Source organism: Streptomyces sp. VRA16 Mangrove soil, from assembly GCF_017377775.1.
GTDB lineage: Bacteria > Actinomycetota > Actinomycetes > Streptomycetales > Streptomycetaceae > Streptomyces.
This window is the reverse complement of sequence record NZ_JAFVLN010000003.1, coordinates 597,519-615,464: the sequence shown is the minus strand read 5'-3', so window position 1 is coordinate 615,464 and position 17,946 is coordinate 597,519. Positions and strand designations below refer to the sequence as shown.

Below are 17,946 nucleotides of genomic sequence, written 5' to 3'. Positions count from 1 at the left end.
ATCGACGATGAAGGTCGGCATCCCCCGCGAGGTCAAGAACAACGAGTTCCGGGTGGCCATCACCCCCGCCGGCGTGCACGAGCTCGTGCGCCACGGCCACCAGGTCTTCGTCGAGCAGAACGCCGGTGTGGGTTCCTCGATCACGGACGCCGAGTACGTCGCCGCCGGCGCTCAGATCCTCACCACCGCCGACGAGGTGTGGGCCACCGCCGACCTGCTGCTGAAGGTCAAGGAGCCGATCGCGGAGGAGTACCACCGTCTCCGCAAGGACCAGACGCTCTTCACCTACCTGCACCTGGCCGCGTCCAAGGAGTGCACGGACGCGCTCCTGGAGTCGGGCACGACCGCGATCGCGTACGAGACGGTCGAGACCGCCAACCGCCAGCTGCCGCTGCTCGCCCCGATGTCCGAGGTCGCGGGCCGCCTGGCCCCCCAGGTCGGCGCCTACCACCTGATGGCCGCCCACGGCGGCCGCGGTGTGCTGCCCGGCGGTGTCCCCGGCGTGCACGCCGGCAAGGCCGTCGTCATCGGCGGTGGCGTCTCCGGCTGGAACGCCGCGACGATCGCCATCGGCATGGGCTTCCACGTGACCCTGCTCGACCGGGACCTGGGCAAGCTCAAGGAGGCCGACAAGATCTTCGGTACGAAGATCCAGACCGTCGTCTCCAACGCCTTCGAGCTGGAGAAGGCCTGCCTCGACGCCGACCTCGTCATCGGTGCCGTCCTGATCCCCGGCGCCAAGGCCCCGAAGCTGGTCAGCAACGAGCTCGTGTCGCGGATGAAGCCCGGAAGTGTCCTTGTCGACATCGCGATCGACCAGGGCGGCTGCTTCGAGGACTCGCACCCGACGACGCACGCCGAGCCGACCTTCAAGGTCCACAACTCGATCTTCTACTGTGTCGCCAACATGCCGGGCGCCGTGTCGAACACGTCGACGTACGCGCTCACCAACGCGACGCTGCCGTACATCGTCGAGCTGGCCAACCGCGGCTGGGTCGAGGCCCTGCGCCGCGACCCGGCGCTCGCCCTGGGTCTCAACACCCATGACGGCAAGGTCGTTTACAAGGAGGTCGCCGAGGCGCACGGCCTCGACCACGTCGAGCTGGAGACCCTGCTCGGCTGAGCCTCCTCGGCGACGACGTCAACGAGAGTCGTCAATCTCACGCCTGCGGCCGGACCTTGCGAGGGGTCCGGCCGTACGTTTATGAGCGCTCCGGGGGTGCGAAGGCGGTCAACTCGCCTTGAACGTAACCCTTTAACCGATTCGCGCCCCCGCGAAACCCGCCGAAGAACCGCCGTACGCCCTTGACATGAGGGTGTTCCGTTGTCGCTGAAGTGCCGACACAACCTGCCGGGTCCGGTGGATTGTGTTGCTGCGGAGTGGTGACACGCCATAGAGTCGCCAACCGTCGGCATGGTGCCACGCTGACCTATCGATAAATGTTCCTGGTCACGTCCAAGGAGGTAAGACGACTTGTGAATGAGTCGACATTTACTCCCGGAGGTGGCCAGCCAGGCGGACAGGGACCCGCGGGGCTTCAGGCTGTCGGCTCCGTCGCTGTACGTACCTTCGCGGCCCACCAGAGCGGCTACCAGGGCGCATCGTCCCGGAGCCCCCAGCAGACGCCGACGCAGACAGCACACCACAGCATGGATGGCCATCACGTGAACGCCATGGCCGGCGACCGAAGCGGCGACACACACAGCCACTTCGCCGACTACGACGAACTGCCCGAGGGGCACTTCTACGACCCCGACGCCGAGTACGAGCCCGATCCCGAGTACGCGGCCACGCTCGCGCCCGACGCTGCCCGGCAGCGCCGCGAGCGCGTCGGCCCGACCGGGCGTCCGCTCCCGTACTTCCCGATTCCAGGACCGCTGACCGACCACGGTCCCGCGAAGATCATCGCGATGTGCAACCAGAAGGGCGGCGTGGGCAAGACCACGTCGACCATCAACCTGGGTGCCGCGCTCGCCGAGTACGGCCGCCGGGTCCTGCTCGTCGACTTCGACCCGCAGGGTGCCCTGTCGGTCGGGCTCGGCGTGAACCCGATGGAGCTCGACCTCACGGTCTACAACCTGCTCATGGAGCGGGGGATGTCCGCCGACGAGGTCCTGCTGAAGACCGCGGTCCCCAACATGGACCTGCTCCCCAGCAACATCGACCTCTCCGCTGCCGAGGTGCAGCTGGTGAGCGAGGTCGCGCGCGAGTCCACGCTGCAGCGGGCGCTGAAGCCGCTGATGGACGACTACGACTACATCGTGATCGACTGTCAGCCCTCGCTCGGCCTGCTGACCGTGAACGCGCTGACGGCCGCTCACAAGGTCATCGTGCCCCTGGAGTGCGAGTTCTTCGCGCTGCGCGGTGTCGCGCTGCTGACCGAGACCATCGAGAAGGTCCAGGAGCGGCTCAACCCCGAGCTCGAACTCGACGGCATCCTCGCCACGATGTACGACTCGCGGACCGTGCACAGCCGTGAGGTGCTCGCGCGCGTCGTCGAGGCCTTCGACGACCACGTCTACCACACGGTCATCGGCCGGACCGTCCGCTTCCCGGAGACCACGGTCGCCGGTGAGCCGATCACCACCTACGCGTCCAACTCCGTCGGTGCCGCCGCCTATCGCCAGCTCGCCAGGGAGGTGCTCGCCCGGTGTCACGCCGAGTGAGTCTGCCGGGGGCCGACGAACTGTTCCGCACGACCGGGGGAATGGCACTTCAGGCGTCGTCGCCGAGACGCGCGGCGAACGGTGAGGCTCGGGTGCCGGGGCCCGCGGGGGAGAGCGACGAGGCGGCTGCAGCGGCGTCGTCCGCGGCGTCCACCGCTTCTTCCGCGGCTGCGGCGACGTCCGGGGCCTCCGTGGCGGAGGAGGGCGACGGCGACGCCGCGCCGTCCGCCGAACACGCCGCCACCGAGGCGGAGTCGGACTCCGGCTCGCGCGGGCGGGCAGCCGCGGCGGAGGCCGCGGAGAAGTCGGTACGGCGCTCTTCCGGTGCGGCGCAGGAAGGTTCTGCCGGTGGCGGCCGGAACACGGCTCCCGCGCGGCGGCGGGCGCGGGCCGCGAACCGGCGGCCCAGCGGGCGTGAGCGGCACGACGAGAAGATCACCGTGTACGTCTCCGCCGAGGAACTGATGGATCTTGAGCACGCGCGTCTGGTGCTCCGCGGTGAGCACGGGCTCGCCGTGGACCGGGGGCGGATCGTGCGCGAGGCCGTCGCCGTGGTCCTGGCCGACCTGGAGTCGCGCGGGGACGCGAGCATTCTCGTACGTCGGCTGCGCGGGCGGTAGCCTCCGGCAGTGTGCCTGTGAACGATTCCTCCTCCGTTGTGCCTGACCGGGGTGCGCGTCGCCGTACCCTGGGCCGGGGCGCGCTGGCCGCGCCGGAGGAACCGGCCTCCGCGACACCCGAGCCCGAGCCCGAGCCGGCCCCTGAGCCCGCCGAGACGGCCGAGGGGCCTGAGCAGGACGCGGGCCCCGATGACGGGACCTTCAAGGTTCGGCTGGCCAATTTTGAGGGGCCGTTCGATCTGCTGCTGCAGCTGATCTCGAAGCACAAGCTCGATGTCACCGAGGTCGCGCTGTCCAAGGTCACCGACGAGTTCATGGCGCACATCCGCGCCATGGGACCCGACTGGGATCTCGACCAGACCACCGAGTTCCTCGTCGTCGCCGCCACGCTTCTCGATCTCAAGGCGGCCCGGCTGCTGCCCGCCGCCGAGGTGGAGGACGAGGCCGATCTCGCGCTGCTCGAAGCGCGGGACCTGCTGTTCGCGCGGCTGCTGCAGTACCGCGCGTACAAGCAGATCGCCGACATCTTCACCGGGCGGATCGAGGACGAGGCGCGGCGGTATCCGCGGACCGTGGGTCTGGAGCCGCACCACGCCGACCTGCTGCCCGACGTTGTCATCAGCATCGGCGCCGAGGGATTCGCCAGGCTCGCCGTGAAGGCGATGCAGCCCAAGCCGAAGCCGCAGGTGTACGTCGAGCACATCCACGCGCCGCTGGTGAGCGTGCAGGAGCAGGCGGGCGTGGTCGTGGCCCGGCTGCGGGAGCTGGGCGAGGCCAGTTTCCGGGAGCTGGTGGCCGACACGGACGACACGCTCACCGTCGTCGCCAGGTTCCTCGCCCTGCTCGAGCTCTACCGGGAGAAGGCCGTCGGGCTTGAGCAGGAGAACGCGCTCGGGGAGCTGATCGTCCGCTGGACCGGCGGGGAGAACGCGGTCCAGCCCGCGGTGACCGATGAGTTCGACCGGGCCCCCGAGCCGGTGAGCGACGACAAGGAGAGTGCGGGATGAGTGTCGAGAGTCAGAGCGGGAGCCAGGTCGCGGGGCTCGCGCTCAAGCCCGCCCTTGAAGCCGTCCTGATGGTCGTCGACGAACCGGCCACCGAGCAGCATCTCGCCAAGATCCTGGAGCGGCCGGCGCGGGCCGTCGCCGACGCCCTGCGCGAGCTGGCCGACGAGTACACCGTGCAGGGGCGCGGCTTCGAGCTGCGGCTCGTCGCGGGCGGGTGGCGGTTCTACACCCGGCCCGAGTACGCCGCCGCCGTCGAGGGCTTCGTGCTCGACGGGCAGGTCGCCCGGCTGACGCAGGCCGCTCTGGAGACGCTGGCCGTGGTCGCGTACCGCCAGCCGGTCAGCCGTTCCCGGGTCTCCGCCGTGCGCGGAGTGAACTGTGACGGGGTCATGCGGACCCTGTTGCAGCGGGGTCTGGTGGAAGAGGCGGGCGCGGAACCCGAAACAGGTGCGATCCTGTACAGGACGACGAACTACTTTCTGGAGCGGATGGGCCTGCGCGGCCTGGACGAGCTCCCGGAGCTCGCGCCCTTCCTCCCCGAGGCGGACGCGATCGAGGCGGACACGCTGGAAGGGGTCCCGTCGTTCGACCCGGACGCACCCGATGCACCGGGTGACGAGTCCATCGAGCACACCTCCGACTAGACGGAAATTTGATGCGAAGCAGCAGCGGCAGGAACAGCAGCGGAAACAACGGCGGGAGCCGTGGTGGCAACAGCGGCGGCCGCGGGCAGGGCAGCGGGGGCCGCGGTAACTTCCGCGGCGCCGGCAACAACCGTGACGACAAGCAGGGCGGCAGCGGCCGTCCGAAGAAGCCGCGTCCCGAGGAGCGGCGCTACGACGTGGGCCCCGGCGCCACCCAGGACGGTCCGAAGTCGGGCCGTGGCGCGTCGGCGCGCGGCGGCGCCAAGGGCGGCCCCAAGCGCGGACAGCAGTCCTCGACCGGCCGTGGGCGCTGGGCCCCGGCGACCTCGCGCGAGTACGAGGCGCGGGCCGAGGAGCGCAACCGCGAGCGGTACGCGGGCAAGCCGAAGGTGAACCTGCCCAAGACCTTCCCGGGCGCCGAGCAGGAGGGCGAGCGGCTGCAGAAGGTGCTGGCCCGTGCCGGTTACGGCTCGCGGCGCGCCTGCGAGGAACTGGTCGAGCAGGCTCGCGTCGAGGTCAACGGCGAGATCGTGCTGGAGCAGGGGCTGCGCGTCGACCCGGAGAAGGACGAGATCAAGGTCGACGGGCTGACCGTCGCCACCCAGTCGTACCAGTTCTTCTCGCTGAACAAGCCGGCCGGCGTCGTGTCCACGATGGAGGACCCGGACGGGCGGCAGTGCCTGGGCGACTACGTGCAGAACCGTGAGACGCGCCTCTTCCACGTGGGCCGTCTCGACACCGAGACCGAGGGCGTCATCCTGCTCACCAACCACGGTGAGCTGGCGCACCGGCTGACGCACCCGAAGTACGGCGTGAAGAAGACCTACCTCGCGCACATCGTCGGGCCGATCCCGCGCGACCTGGGCAAGCTGCTCAAGGACGGCGTCCAGCTGGAGGACGGGTACGCGAAGGCGGACCACTTCCGTGTCGTCGAGCAGACCGGCAAGAACTACCTGGTCGAGGTCACCCTGCACGAGGGCCGCAAGCACATCGTGCGGCGGATGCTCGCCGAGGCGGGCTTCCCGGTCGACAAGCTCGTGCGCGTCGCCTTCGGGCCGATCACGCTGGGCGACCAGAAGTCCGGCTGGCTGCGCCGCCTGTCGAACACCGAGGTCGGCATGCTGATGAAGGAGGTCGACCTCTAGGTCGGCTTCCGGGTCGATCTCCGGATCGGCTTCCGGTCCCGTCCGGGGCCTTGTCGTGGGCAACCCCCTCCTTTAAAGTCTGTGAGACCAATAAGGGAGGGGGTTGCCGCATGTCCGTAGGGGGCTACGACAAATACGCCTACGAACCGTTCGCCGTCACCGTCGACCTGGCTGTCTTCACGCTCAGGTCCGGACGGCTGCACATCCTGCTGGTCGAGCGCGCCCACGAGCCGTACGCGGGCCGCTGGGCGCTGCCCGGCGGCTTCCTGGAGCCGGACGAGTCCGCGGAGGTCGCCGCGCGGCGCGAGCTCGCCGAGGAGACCGGGCTGCACGATGTCGCGGGGCTCCACCTGGAGCAGCTGCGCACGTACAGCGAGCCGGACCGCGACCCCCGGATGCGGGTCGTCTCGGTCGCCTTCGCCGCGCTGGTGCCGGACGCGCCGCAGGCCCGCGGCGGCGGCGACGCGGCACGGGCCGCCTGGCTGCCGTACGAGCTGGGGGCCGGCGGCGCCTACGGGCCGCTCGCCTTCGACCACGACCGGATCCTCGCCGACGCCCACGAGCGGATCGGCGGCAAGCTGGAGTACACCTGTCTGGCCACCGCGTTCTGCCCGCCCGAGTTCACGCTCGGCGAGCTGCGGCAGGTCTACGAGGTGGTGTGGGGGACCGAGCTCGACCCCGCGAACTTCCGCCGCAAGGTGCTCGCCACCCCCGGGTTCGTCGAGCAGATCCCCGGCGCCTCGCGGCTGACCGGCGGCCGCGGCAAGCCCGCCGCGCTGTACCGGGCCGGCGGCGCCGGATCGCTGCACCCGCCGCTGCTGCGGCCCGCGCCGGAGCCGGTGCCCGGTGCGCGGAACGCCACCAAGAACACGGCCAAGAGCCCGACGAAGGGGTCCCCGTCATGAGCAAGCGCCCTGCCACCGGATCGCTCGTCGGGCTCGCGCTCGGGGACGCGCTCGGGTTCCCGACCGAGTTCAACGACGTACCGGCGATCCTGGCGAAGTGCGGGCCGTGGCGGGAGATGGAGCTGCCCGGCGGGCGGCGCGTCGCGCACATCACGGACGACACCCAGATGACGCTGGCCGTCGCGCGCGGGCTGCGGACCGCCATGGGGCGGGGGCTGCTGGGGCCGAAGCGGTTCGCGCGGCCGCTGCGCGAGGAGTTCGTGGACTGGTACCACTCGCCGGAGAACAACCGCGCGCCCGGCCACACCTGTCTGGTGGCCTGCGAGCGGCTCGACGGCGACCGGGAGTGGCAGGACGCCAGCCAGATCCACTCCAAGGGCTGCGGCGCCAACATGCGGGTCGCGCCGGTCGGGCTCGCCCCGGGGCTCGACGACGAACAGCGCGCAGGGGCCGCCCAGTTGCAGGCCGCGCTCACCCATGGCCATCCGACCGGGCTCGCCGCCTCCGACCTCACCGCGCGGGCCGTGCACCTGCTCGCGCAGGGCGCCGACCCGACCGGGCTCGTCGGGCGGCTGCGGTCGTACGCGCTGGAGAACCGCACCCGGTACCACGAGCGCTGGCTCGGCGACCTGTGGCGGCGCTCGCAGGATCCGCACCCCGAGCACTTCATCGCGCGCGGCTGGGACGAGTGCCTCGGCGTGCTGGAACAGCTCGAAGCGGCGCTGCGCGACGCCAACCCCGAGGTCGATCCGTGCCTGGCCACGGGCCCGGGGTGGATCGCGGAGGAGGCGTTCGCGACCGGGCTGCTCTGCTTCCTGATGTTCGTCGACGAGCCGGTGCTCGCGCTGCGCCGGGCCGCCTGCACCTCGGGCGACTCGGACTCGATCGCCGCGCTGGCCGGAGCGTTCGCCGGAGCCCACCTGGGCGCGGACGCCTGGCCCGACGACTGGGTCGAACGCATCGAGCACCGGGACGAGCTGCTTGCGTTCGGGGCGGAGTGGGACGCGGCGGGCCGGTAATTCGGTGGGGCTCGGCGGCCGGGTCGGGGAGCATGGGCGGATGATCGCCGACGCCCAGCTGCCCACCGCCGTGGACCTGACCTCCGTGGTCGCCGCCGAGCCCGACCCCCTGCTGTTCGCCACCGTCTCGGGCGCGCACCTGTACGGGTTCCCCTCGCAGGACTCCGACGTGGACCTGCGCGGTGTGCATCTGCTGCCCGCGGAGGCGCTGGTCGGACTGCGGGAGCCGACACAGACCCGGTCGCGGATGTGGGACGCGAACGGTGTCGAGATGGACCTCGTCACGCATGACCTGCGCAAGTTCGTCCGGCTGATGCTGCGGCGCAACGGCTATGTGCTGGAGCAATTGCTCTCGCCCTTCGTCGTGCACACCTCGCAGGCGCACGCGGAGCTGGTCGCCCTGGCGCCGGGTGTCATCACCCGGCACCACGCCCACCACTACCGGGGGTTCGCCGGTACGCAGTGGCGGCTGCACGAGAAGACGGGGGAGCTCAAGCCGCTGCTGTATGCCTTCCGGGTGTTGCTCACCGGTATCCACCTGATGCGCACCGGCGAGGTGCAGGCCGATCTGCCCACGCTGCACCGGGAGGTGGCGCCGGAGCTGGGGTACCTGCCCGACCTGATCGCGGCCAAGGCCGCGGCCGAGCACGGCCCCGCTCCGGTCCGGCGGACGCAGGTCGCCGCCGACCTCGACGCGTTGCACGTGCTGCTGGACGAGGCACAGGACGCGTCGCGGCTGCCGGACGCGCCGACGGCGTACGACGCGCTGCACGACCTAGTGGTCAGGGCCCGGCTTGAGGGCTGAGGTGCGGCGCGTGCGGATGAGGAAGTCCTCCACCCGGGACCGGTCGGGTTCGGGTGGCAGCGCGGTGGTGTCGGCCGCCTTCCGGGCCTCCTCCGCGAGGAGTGTCATCCGACGCTCGACCTCCTGCCACGGGACCTCGCCGTGCTTGACCTCCAACAGGGCCGCGCGGTGCTCGGAGACGTCGATCGTCAGCTCGCCGGTGCGCAGCAGGTCGCGGCAGGACATCAGCAGGCGCAGCAGGTGCATGGCGTGCTTCCAGCGGGGCGCGCCGTGCGTGCGGACGTCGGCCTCCAGCTTCTTGCGCTGGCCCAGCGCGTAGCGGGCGAACGTGTCGTGGGCCTGTCGGGAGAGGAACGCGCCGCGCAGGGCGAGCAGCTCCTCGCCGACCGGGGTCAGCCGCTCCACCAGCGGGGAGTGCAGACACTCCAGGACGTTGGGATTGGCACGCAGCGCCAGTTCGCAGAAGCGCTCCAGCTCCCAGGAGAACTGCTCGTCGGCCGGCCCGTCGACGTGCGTCGGCGGCTTCTCGAAGCGCCAGAACAGCGGGGTCGGCGCGAGGTACACACCACGCAGGTCGGTGTCGCTCGACTCCGTGGCCAGGCCGAAGGCGCGCGAGCCCATCACGCAGGCGTAGATCGTGTGGTCGCGCACCAGGTCATGCGGGTTCATGCGGTGAGCGTAGGCGCCTGGTCAGGCCAGCGTGATCGAATTTCCGGTGACCTCGATCTGCTCCGGCGGCAGCGGGCGGGGCGCCGGGCCCGCCGCCACCGACGCGTCCGCGACCCGGTACTTCGAGCCGTGGCAGGGGCAGTTGATCGTGCCGCCCGACACGCTGCTGACCGTGCAGCCCTGGTGGGTGCAGATCGCCGAGAACGCCTTGAAGTCGCCCTGCGTCGGCTGGGTGACCACGACCTTCTCGGCTGCGAAGATCCTGCCGCCGCCGACCGGGATGTCGGAGGTCTTCGCCAGTTCCTTCGCGGTCCCGGCCGGCCGGGACCCCGCCGGGGCCGGCGACTGCCGGGCGGAGCCGCCCCCGCCACCCCCGTCCCCGTACTTGCTGCACCCCGCCGCGAGCGCCGCCGCGCCCGCGATCAGGACGCTCCTGCGAGCGGCCGGCCGTCGGCTCATGTCGTCACTCCCACCGTGCGGAAGAACCACAGCGCCGACGTCAGCCACAGCAGCGTGAGGACCGCGAAGGCCAGGCCGCCGATCACCGGCAGCAGCCAGCCCGGCAGCCGCTCCGCCCGCAGCAGCAGCATCTTGGCGCTGAACGCCCCGAAGAAGAAGCAGCCCAGGAACGAGTGCCACATCACCCGGGTCGAGTACGTCTGGTAGCCGAGCGCGTAGAGGCAGTGCACCGCCACGGGGACGGCCACCAGGAACGCGATCCGGCCCGACCAGCGGTGCAGGGCCGGCGCCCAGGAGGGGCCGCGCAGCTTCCCGTACACCATGAACGCCGAGACGACCTGGACGAGCGCGAAGGCGAACGCCACCGTCGCGAGCCATGACTTCACCGCGCTGGTGCTGGAGAACCCGGCCAGGTTGAACGCCGTGCCCGCCGGATCGTGCACTCTGCCGTACACGCCGAGCGCCACGGCCACCGCGGCCGCCACCAGGGCCGGGGCCAGAAAACGTGCCGGGCTCGGACGTCGGTGGTCGGGGGCCGGGAAGCTCTGCGTGGCGGCGGTCGGATCGACGGGCATGGCTCACCCCTTCGGGAGGCGTCAGGGGACGACGGGGCGCGCGGTCAGTTGCTCGCCGTCGACGGTGACGGCGCCGGTCTCCGGATCGATACGGGGTGCGGCCCCGGGGGCGCCGTCGCGCGTGACGATGCCGACCTGGCGGCCGTCGGGCAGCACGATCCAGCCGCCGTCGAGCTTCGCGCCGCGCACCTCGGTGGTGGCCCGGTACAGGCCGGACGGCTTCACGGCGTGCTGCGCGGTGAACGCGGAGGGCCGGTCGGCGACCGTGACGGTGCCGCGGATCCGGTCACCGGCGAGCGTGCCGCTCAGCTTCGCGCCGTGGCTGCCGCTGAGCCGCATGGAGCCGTCGTCCTCGACGTTCCCCTTCAGCCAGGACTCCTTGGTGCGGCCGTCGCAGTAGTACGCCACGGCCTTGTCGCCGCGCACGGAGACCGAGACGGCGGCCGAGCCGTCGTCCGTGCGACCCGCATAACTCGACTTCCCGCGAGCCGTCCGACTGGGGGTTGGTGTCCGGGTCGGGGAGGGTTTTGCCGACGGTGACGGGCTCGCGCTGCCGGGGGAGGCGGCGGGAGCGCCGCTGTAGGGGGAACCGGCCTCACCCGTCGTCGCGTTCAGCGACAGCATGAACACGGCCAGCGCCAGACCGGCGAAGAGCGTGTAGAGGGGTCCTGAGCGCTTCATGGGCGGGCCTCCCCCGAGGCGGCAGCGGTGCCGCCTCTATGCAAGCAGCTCCGGCCGAGTGGCGATAGAGGGCGGTTCGGGTGACATTGGCAGGGTCTGCGGTGAGGAGGCGCACGCCCCGGCCGTGATGACACTCCGTACGTCTCGAAAGGCGTGACCCATGGCGAGCAACAACGGCGGACTCGACCTCGGCAGTCTCCTCGGCGGGCTCCTCGGCGGCGACAAGGGAGGCGGTGGCTCGGCGGGCAGCGTCCTCACGTCGCTGCTCGCGGCCTTCACCAAGGGGCAGAGCGGGTCGGCCGGCGGCAATCCGCTCGGTGGCCTGCTGGAGCAGATCACCAAGTCGGGCCTGGTCAGCCAGGACCAGATCGACTCGTGGGTCGGCAAGGGAGACAACAAGACGCTCACGCCCGAGCAGGTCAAGGAGGCGCTGCCCGACGTGACCCTGCAGAAGGTCGCCGCCGAGTCCGGCGTCACCCCCGAGCAGGCCGCCGACGACATCGCCAGCGCCCTCCCGCAGGCCGTCGACAAGCTCACCCCCGACGGAGAGGTCCCGGGCCTCTCCCTGGACCAGCTGATCCAGCAGCAGAAGCTGTAACCCCGGCGGAACCCCGGGTCGACCGGTACGCGCCCCCGTCCCGGCAGACGGGCGCCGCGCGACGAATGTGATGAGGCCGAGACTGCGTACGCGCGTCTCGGCCTCATGGTCATGGGGTGCAAGAGCGTCGCCCAGTGAATCCTCTCCACCCCGCCAACAGGGTGGAGATTCGTGGCTCACGCTGCCCGTGGGGCCAACGGCCTCACCGAGGGGCTTCCGTGATCAGCGCCGGCCGGGTCGAAACCAGCGCAGGCAGCGATCCAGCCGCAAGGCCGTGCAACACGGAGGAGACTCAACGCGCTCGGTTCTCGCAACGTATCGTCCAGTGGTGAAGCTACCAGCGCACTGATTCGCGCGGGGACGAATCGGCAAACCCGTCTTGCTCGTCGAGCAACAGGTTCCACCCCGGCCTGAACCCAGGGCGCCTGTTGGAGGAGACCCAGTGAGAACCGCACTCGTCATCGGTACCGGCCTGATCGGCACCTCCGCCGCGCTCGCCCTGGCCTCGCGCGGAGTCGCCGTGCACCTCGCCGATCACGACCAGGCCCAGGCCCGCACCGCCGCCGCGCTCGGCGCGGGCACCGACGAGGCGCCCGAGGGAGTCGTCGACCTGTGCGTCGTCGCCGTGCCGCCCGCACACGTCGCCGCCCAGCTCGCCGACGCGATGCGCCGGGGCGTGGCCCGCGCCTACCTCGACGTGGCGAGCGTGAAGGGTGGCCCGCGGCGCGAGCTGGAGGCCCTCGGCCTCGATCTCACCCCCTACATCGGCACCCACCCGATGAGCGGCCGGGAGCGCAGCGGCCCGCTCGCCGCGACCGCCGACCTCTTCGAGGGGCGGCCCTGGGTCCTCACCCCGACCCGGGACACCGACACCGAGGTCCTCAACCTCGCCCTGGAGCTGGTCGCGCTCTGCCGCGCGGTCCCGGTCGTCATGGACGCCGACGCCCACGACCGAGCCGTCGCCCTCGTCTCCCACATGCCGCACCTGGTCTCCGGCATGGTCGCGGCCCGGCTGGAGAACGCGGAGGAGAGCGCCGTACGTCTCTGTGGGCAGGGCATCCGCGACGTGACGCGGATCGCGGCCTCCGACCCGCAGATGTGGATCGACATCCTCTCCGCCAACCCCGGTCCCGTCGCCGACCTGCTCTCCGCGGTCGCCGGTGACCTGGAGGAGACGGTGCGGGCGCTGCGCTCCCTCCAGTCCGCCGACGACGCCGAGCGCCGCAAGGGCGTCGACGGCGTCGAGGCCATGCTGCGGCGCGGGAACGCCGGGCAGGCCCGGGTCCCCGGCAAGCACGGGGCCGCCCCCGCGGCGTACGAGACCGTCGCCGTGCTCATCTCCGACCAGGCCGGCGAGCTGGCCCGGATCTTCGCCGACGCGGGCGCGGCCGGGGTCAACATCGAGGACGTACGGATCGAGCACGCGACGGGGCAGCAGGCCGGTTTCGTGCAGCTGATGGTGCAGCCCGCGGCCGCCCCCAAGCTGGCCGCCGCCCTGCGCGAGCGGGGCTGGGCCATGCGGCAGTAAAACGTCCCTGCCGGAGCCAGTAACCTTGTGCGGGGCGTGTCTGCGCCCCGCACCCATGCCCCCGTGCACTGAGAAAGGTGTCCGTCACCCATGGAAACCGCTGCGACCAACCCGGCAGCTGTGATCGTCGCCATCGACGGACCCTCCGGCACCGGCAAGTCGAGCACCTCGAAGGCCGTCGCCGCGCAGCTCGGCCTGAGCTACCTGGACACCGGCGCCCAGTACCGGGCGATCACCTGGTGGATGGTGCACCACGGCATCGACCTGACCGACCCCACGGCCGTCGCCGCGGTCGCCGGCAAGGCCGAGATCGTCTCCGGCACCGACCCGGCCGGGCCCACCATCACGGTGGACGGCACGGATGTCGCCGGTCCCATCCGCACCACCGAGGTCACCTCCAAGGTCAGCGCCGTCAGCGCCGTCCCCGAGGTGCGGGCCCGGATCACCGAGCTGCAGCGCACCATCGCCGCCGCGGCGGAGAAGGGCATCGTCGTCGAGGGACGTGACATCGGTACGACCGTGCTGCCCGACGCCGACCTCAAGATCTTCCTCACCGCCTCGCCCGAGGCCCGCGCCGCCCGCCGCTCCGGCGAGCTGAAGGGCGCCGACGTCAAGGCGACGCAGGACGCCCTCGTCGCCCGGGACAAGGCGGACTCCAGCCGCAAGACGTCGCCGCTGGCCAAGGCCGGCGACGCCGTCGAGGTGGACACCACCGAGCTCACGCTCCAGCAGGTCATCGAGTGCGTCGTGACGCTGGTCGAGGAGAAGCGGGCGTCCAAGTGACAGCTCCGTCCGTGAAGGGCGCCGAGGTCGGCCGGCGCATCGGCGTCGGCCTGATGTACGGGCTCTGGAAGCCGCGCGTGCTCGGGTCGTGGCGGGTGCCCGCCGGCGGCCCGGTGATCCTCGCCGTCAACCACTCCCACAACATCGACGGGCCCATGGTCATGGGCGTCGCCCCGCGCCCGGCGCACTTCCTGATCAAGCAGGAGGCGTTCATCGGGCCGCTCGGCTCCTTCCTCGAAGGCATCGGGCAGCTCAAGGTCGACCGGACGACGGCCGACCGTACGGCGATCACCCGCGCCCTCGACGTGCTGACCGAGGGCGGCGTCCTCGGGATCTTCCCCGAGGGCACCCGGGGCGACGGCGACTTCGCGTCGCTGCGGGCCGGGCTCGCGTACTTCGCGGTGCGCTCCGGCGCGCCGATCGTGCCGGTCGCCGTGCTGGGAAGCACGGAGCGCCGCGGACGGTTGATAAAGGGGCTGCCCCCGCTCAGGAGCCGGGTCGACGTCGTGTTCGGCGACCCCTTCGACGCGGGCGACGGCAGCGGACGGCGTACGCGCAAGGCCCTCGACGAGGCGACCGTGCGCATCCAGGAGCGGCTCAGCGGCCACCTGGACAACGCCAGGCGCCTGACCGGGCGCTGAGCGAGACTTTCAGTAGTGGACCGCGGTCCGCCGCGCTCCACCGATCACCACGAATGAACGACGAGGTACGGACTTCATGAACGACCAGATCCAGCCCGAGGGCTCCCCGGACCACGAGCACGGGGCGCTCGGCGACGCGGAGTACGCGGAGTTCATGGAGCTCGCCGCCGAAGAGGGCTTCGACATCGAGGACGTCGAGGGCGCGATCGAGGAGGCGGGCCACGGCCCGCTGCCCGTGCTCGCCGTCGTCGGCCGCCCGAACGTCGGCAAGTCGACGCTCGTGAACCGCATCATCGGCCGCCGCGAGGCCGTCGTCGAGGACAAGCCCGGCGTCACCCGCGACCGCGTCACCTACGAGGCCGAGTGGGCGGGCCGCCGCTTCAAGGTCGTCGACACCGGCGGCTGGGAGCAGGACGTCCTCGGCATCGACGCGTCCGTCGCCGCGCAGGCGGAGTACGCCATCGAGACCGCCGACGCCGTGGTCTTCGTCGTCGACTCCACGGTCGGCGTCACTGACACCGACGAGGCCGTCGTGCGCCTGCTGCGCAAGGCCAAGAAGCCCGTCGTGCTCTGCGCCAACAAGGTCGACGGCCCGTCCGGCGAGGCCGACGCCACCGCCCTGTGGTCGCTCGGCATCGGCGAGCCGCACCCGGTCTCCTCGCTGCACGGCCGCGGCACCGGCGACATGCTGGACGCCGTCCTGGAGGCGCTGCCCGAGGCGCCGCAGCAGACCTTCGGCGCCGCCGGGGTCGGCGGCCCGCGCCGTATCGCCCTGATCGGCCGTCCGAACGTCGGCAAGTCCTCGCTCCTGAACAAGGTGGCCAACGAGGACCGCGTCGTCGTCAACGAGCTGGCGGGCACCACCCGCGACCCGGTCGACGAGCTGATCGAGCTGGGCGGCGTCACCTGGAAGTTCGTCGACACGGCGGGCATCCGCAAGCGCGTCCACCTCCAGCAGGGCGCCGACTACTACGCCTCGCTGCGCACCGCCGCCGCCGTCGAGAAGGCGGAGGTCGCGGTCATCCTGATCGACTCCTCCGAGTCCATCTCCATCCAGGACCAGCGGATCGTGACGATGGCGGTCGAGGCCGGCCGCGCGATCGTCGTCGCGTTCAACAAGTGGGACACCCTCGACGAGGAGCGCCGCTACTACCTGGAGCGCGAGATCGAGACCGAGCTCGCGCAGATCGCGTGGGCGCCGCGGGTGAACGTGTCGGCGCGCACCGGCCGGCACATGGAGAAGCTCGTCCCCGCGATCGAGACGGCCCTCGAGGGCTGGGAGACGCGCGTCCCGACGGGCCGCCTGAACGCCTTCCTCGGCGAGCTCGTCGCCTCGCACCCGCACCCGGTGCGCGGCGGCAAGCAGCCCCGCATCCTCTTCGGTACGCAGGCCGGCACGAAGCCGCCGCGGTTCGTGCTCTTCGCCTCCGGCTTCATCGAGGCCGGCTACCGCCGCTTCGTGGAGCGCCGCCTGCGCGAGGAGTTCGGCTTCGAGGGGACGCCGATCCACATCTCCGTGCGGGTGCGGGAGAAGCGCGGCAGGAAGAAGTAACCGCAGGCCGCGCATCGCCGGTCGCGCGGTTGTCAGGCAGCAGGGCCGGGACGTCGAACTCGACGTCCCGGCCCTGCTGTGCCTCGTTCACCTGCCCGTACGTGGCCTCGCGGCTGCGTGGCCGGGGCTCAGTGCTCGCGTCGCGGTCCCGGCGGCAGCGCGGCGGGGAAGTGCCCGGTGTGGCTGTGCTGACGGTGTGCCGTCTGCCAGTGGGGCTGCGGAACGTGCTGCGGGAAGTGGGAGACGTGCGAGGTGTGGGGGGAGTGATGGTGTGCACCGTAGGGGCCCGTGCCGAAGGCGGTGAAGCCGAGGTCCTCCTCGCCGCTGCGATCGCCGGGCAGGGCCCGGAAGGACCTGCGGTACTCGGCGTACAGGGCGTCGTAGATCGGGGTGGCCGAGTGGCTGCCGGAGTGGCTGCCCGAGTGGTCCTCCGCGGGGCGCATCGAGGGGATGGGGTTCGGGTACGGCTGACGCCGTCCGGACAGGGTGGGATCGTATGGGTGCACGTATGTGCCAACGACCCGGCTCCCCGACGGATGCGCCCTTGGCCTCGGCTTTTGCGTGGCGTCAGGGGCTCCGTGGGGGACCGGGCCGTCGGGTGCGGGTCGGATCAGGTACCGGCCAGCGGCATCGCGGCGGCGACCAGACGGCCGTTCGCCGCGGCCTTGTCGAGGGCGTCGCGCAGCAGGTCCTCGCGGGGCTGGCGGCCGATCGCTCCGGCGGGGGCGGCGAACACCAGCACGGTGTGTGTCTTGTTGGCGGCGGCCCGCCAGCCCTCGGTGACGAGCAGCGGCTGGTGCGCCTGCCACCAGGCGACCTGCGACGGGGCGCCGCCGGTGCCCGGCTGCAGCACGGCGTGCAGCTGGCCCATGGCGAGCAGGACCGACCAGCCGTCGAGGGTGCGGGGCGCCTCGGTCAGCTGGGTCACCGGCATGTAGCCCTGCTCGATCAGGAGCGGCAGGAAGTCGTCGCCGCCGGACTCGGCGCCGGGCCGGGAGATGGGGCCGGTCGGTTCGACGACGAGCGCGGGGTGCAGCTCGCCCGCGATCAGGACGAGTCCGCTGGTCACGCCGAGCACGGCCTGGGCCGCGGCGGCGTCGGGGGCCTCGGAGGCGCTCTCGCCGCCGGAGCCGGCGATGGAGCGGACGGCGCCCTGCAGCTGGTCCTCGGCGACCTGCACCACCTGGGAGGGCAGGCAGCCGGCGTGGGCGAAGGCGAGCACGGCGGTCTCGTCGCCGACGAACAGGACGGTGCTCGTGCGCTCCTGCTCCGAGTCGCCCGGGGTGCGGCAGGAGGTGCAGTCGTAACTGCCCGGGGTGCTGTCCCCGGCGAGCAGCCGGTCGGCCTCTTCGTCGCCGATCTCGGCGCGTACGTCGTCACTGACGTCGAGCAAGCGCGGCACGGGTGACTCCTAAGGATCGTTCGATGCTGGGTGTTCGGTTCAACGGACGATCTGTGGCCGGAGTCACGCCCGGAACCGAACGGAATTCACCCATCCGACGCACACGGTGAGAGAACTCCCGGAATCTGTCACTCCACGACAACTTGTAGGTGTTCCAAGGAAGTTCAACCGGTGAGGTGGGTCACAGATCGTCAGGTCGCCAGGTCGACAAATCCTGAAATCAGTGAATGTAGTGGGTGGCTTGAA

Annotated in this window: 20 protein-coding genes; 14 read left to right on the top strand and 6 right to left on the bottom strand. The window is 71.5% G+C overall.

Annotation, left to right across the window (positions count from 1 at the left end):
• Positions 1-7 precede the first annotated feature (7 nt).
• The 9 genes from ald (at position 8) to J3486_RS12145 (ending at position 8,812) form a co-directional block, all read left to right on the top strand.
• Entirely contained in the window at positions 8-1,123 is a 1,116-nt protein-coding gene (gene ald, locus J3486_RS12185; protein ID WP_207820239.1) for an alanine dehydrogenase, read from the top strand.
• A 353-nt stretch (positions 1,124-1,476) separates the two neighbouring features.
• Positions 1,477-2,667: a ParA family protein gene (locus J3486_RS12180; RefSeq protein ID WP_207820238.1), complete on the top strand. Its 1,191-nt coding sequence runs from the start codon at positions 1,477-1,479 to the stop codon at positions 2,665-2,667.
• A complete protein-coding gene (locus J3486_RS12175) occupies positions 2,652-3,287 on the top strand; it encodes a hypothetical protein (protein WP_207820237.1) in 636 nt (211 codons plus the stop codon). Before J3486_RS12180 ends, J3486_RS12175 begins: the two co-directional genes overlap by 16 nt.
• 38 nt (positions 3,288-3,325) lie before the next feature.
• Positions 3,326-4,294, top strand: coding sequence for a ScpA family protein (locus J3486_RS12170; RefSeq protein ID WP_207820236.1), 969 nt, complete (start codon positions 3,326-3,328; stop codon positions 4,292-4,294).
• Positions 4,291-4,938, top strand: coding sequence for an SMC-Scp complex subunit ScpB (scpB, locus tag J3486_RS12165; RefSeq protein WP_207820235.1), 648 nt, complete (start codon positions 4,291-4,293; stop codon positions 4,936-4,938). The genes J3486_RS12170 and scpB overlap by 4 nt, the downstream gene beginning before the upstream one ends.
• 11 nt (positions 4,939-4,949) lie before the next feature.
• Positions 4,950-6,083, top strand: coding sequence for a pseudouridine synthase (locus J3486_RS12160; RefSeq protein ID WP_207820234.1), 1,134 nt, complete (start codon positions 4,950-4,952; stop codon positions 6,081-6,083).
• 110 nt (positions 6,084-6,193) lie between these two features.
• Positions 6,194-6,988 (top strand): NUDIX domain-containing protein, encoded by a 795-nt coding sequence (locus J3486_RS12155; RefSeq protein ID WP_207820233.1) that lies wholly within the window; start codon positions 6,194-6,196, stop codon positions 6,986-6,988.
• The gene (locus J3486_RS12150; protein ID WP_207820232.1) at positions 6,985-8,007 is read left to right on the top strand and encodes an ADP-ribosylglycohydrolase family protein; all 1,023 of its coding nucleotides are present in this window, start codon (positions 6,985-6,987) and stop codon (positions 8,005-8,007) included. The genes J3486_RS12155 and J3486_RS12150 overlap by 4 nt, the downstream gene beginning before the upstream one ends.
• A 40-nt stretch (positions 8,008-8,047) precedes the next feature.
• The gene (locus J3486_RS12145) at positions 8,048-8,812 is read left to right on the top strand and encodes a DNA polymerase beta superfamily protein (RefSeq protein WP_207820231.1); all 765 of its coding nucleotides are present in this window, start codon (positions 8,048-8,050) and stop codon (positions 8,810-8,812) included.
• Here the strand turns inward: J3486_RS12145 and J3486_RS12140 are convergent.
• From J3486_RS12140 to J3486_RS12125, 4 genes are read right to left on the bottom strand one after another with little or no spacing between them, the layout of a single operon-like run.
• On the bottom strand, positions 8,783-9,481 hold the full coding sequence (locus J3486_RS12140; RefSeq protein ID WP_207820229.1) for a DNA polymerase beta superfamily protein: 699 nt from the start codon (positions 9,479-9,481) through the stop codon (positions 8,783-8,785). The genes J3486_RS12145 and J3486_RS12140 overlap by 30 nt on opposite strands.
• Positions 9,482-9,502: 21 nt before the next feature.
• On the bottom strand, positions 9,503-9,940 hold the full coding sequence (locus J3486_RS12135) for a Rieske (2Fe-2S) protein (protein ID WP_207820227.1): 438 nt from the start codon (positions 9,938-9,940) through the stop codon (positions 9,503-9,505).
• Positions 9,937-10,515 (bottom strand): DUF6529 family protein, encoded by a 579-nt coding sequence (locus J3486_RS12130; RefSeq protein ID WP_207820226.1) that lies wholly within the window; start codon positions 10,513-10,515, stop codon positions 9,937-9,939. The genes J3486_RS12135 and J3486_RS12130 overlap by 4 nt, the downstream gene beginning before the upstream one ends.
• A 21-nt stretch (positions 10,516-10,536) precedes the next feature.
• A complete protein-coding gene (locus tag J3486_RS12125) occupies positions 10,537-11,196 on the bottom strand; it encodes a hypothetical protein (protein ID WP_207820224.1) in 660 nt (219 codons plus the stop codon).
• Between the two features lie 160 nt (positions 11,197-11,356).
• Between J3486_RS12125 and J3486_RS12120 the strand changes: the two genes are divergently transcribed.
• The 5 genes from J3486_RS12120 (at position 11,357) to der (ending at position 16,298) form a co-directional block, all read left to right on the top strand.
• The gene (locus J3486_RS12120; protein ID WP_207820223.1) at positions 11,357-11,794 is read left to right on the top strand and encodes a YidB family protein; all 438 of its coding nucleotides are present in this window, start codon (positions 11,357-11,359) and stop codon (positions 11,792-11,794) included.
• Between the two features lie 442 nt (positions 11,795-12,236).
• Positions 12,237-13,322: a prephenate dehydrogenase gene (locus J3486_RS12115; RefSeq protein WP_207820222.1), complete on the top strand. Its 1,086-nt coding sequence runs from the start codon at positions 12,237-12,239 to the stop codon at positions 13,320-13,322.
• Positions 13,323-13,412: 90 nt separating this feature from the next.
• Positions 13,413-14,105 carry a (d)CMP kinase gene (gene cmk / locus J3486_RS12110; protein ID WP_207820221.1) on the top strand — a complete coding sequence of 231 codons (693 nt, stop codon included), beginning with the start codon at positions 13,413-13,415 and terminating at the stop codon, positions 14,103-14,105.
• The gene (locus J3486_RS12105) at positions 14,063-14,746 is read left to right on the top strand and encodes a lysophospholipid acyltransferase family protein (protein WP_307804785.1); all 684 of its coding nucleotides are present in this window, start codon (positions 14,063-14,065) and stop codon (positions 14,744-14,746) included. Before cmk ends, J3486_RS12105 begins: the two co-directional genes overlap by 43 nt.
• A gap of 76 nt (positions 14,747-14,822) precedes the next feature.
• Entirely contained in the window at positions 14,823-16,298 is a 1,476-nt protein-coding gene (gene der / locus J3486_RS12100; protein ID WP_207820218.1) for a ribosome biogenesis GTPase Der, read from the top strand.
• 128 nt (positions 16,299-16,426) lie between these two features.
• Here the strand turns inward: der and J3486_RS12095 are convergent, their stop codons facing one another.
• On the bottom strand, positions 16,427-16,741 hold the full coding sequence (locus J3486_RS12095; protein WP_207820217.1) for a hypothetical protein: 315 nt from the start codon (positions 16,739-16,741) through the stop codon (positions 16,427-16,429).
• Positions 16,742-16,908: 167 nt separating this feature from the next.
• Complete coding sequence (locus J3486_RS12090) at positions 16,909-17,700, bottom strand: hypothetical protein (RefSeq protein ID WP_207820216.1); 792 nt, start codon at positions 17,698-17,700, stop codon at positions 16,909-16,911.
• Between the last annotated feature and the right edge of the window lie 246 nt (positions 17,701-17,946).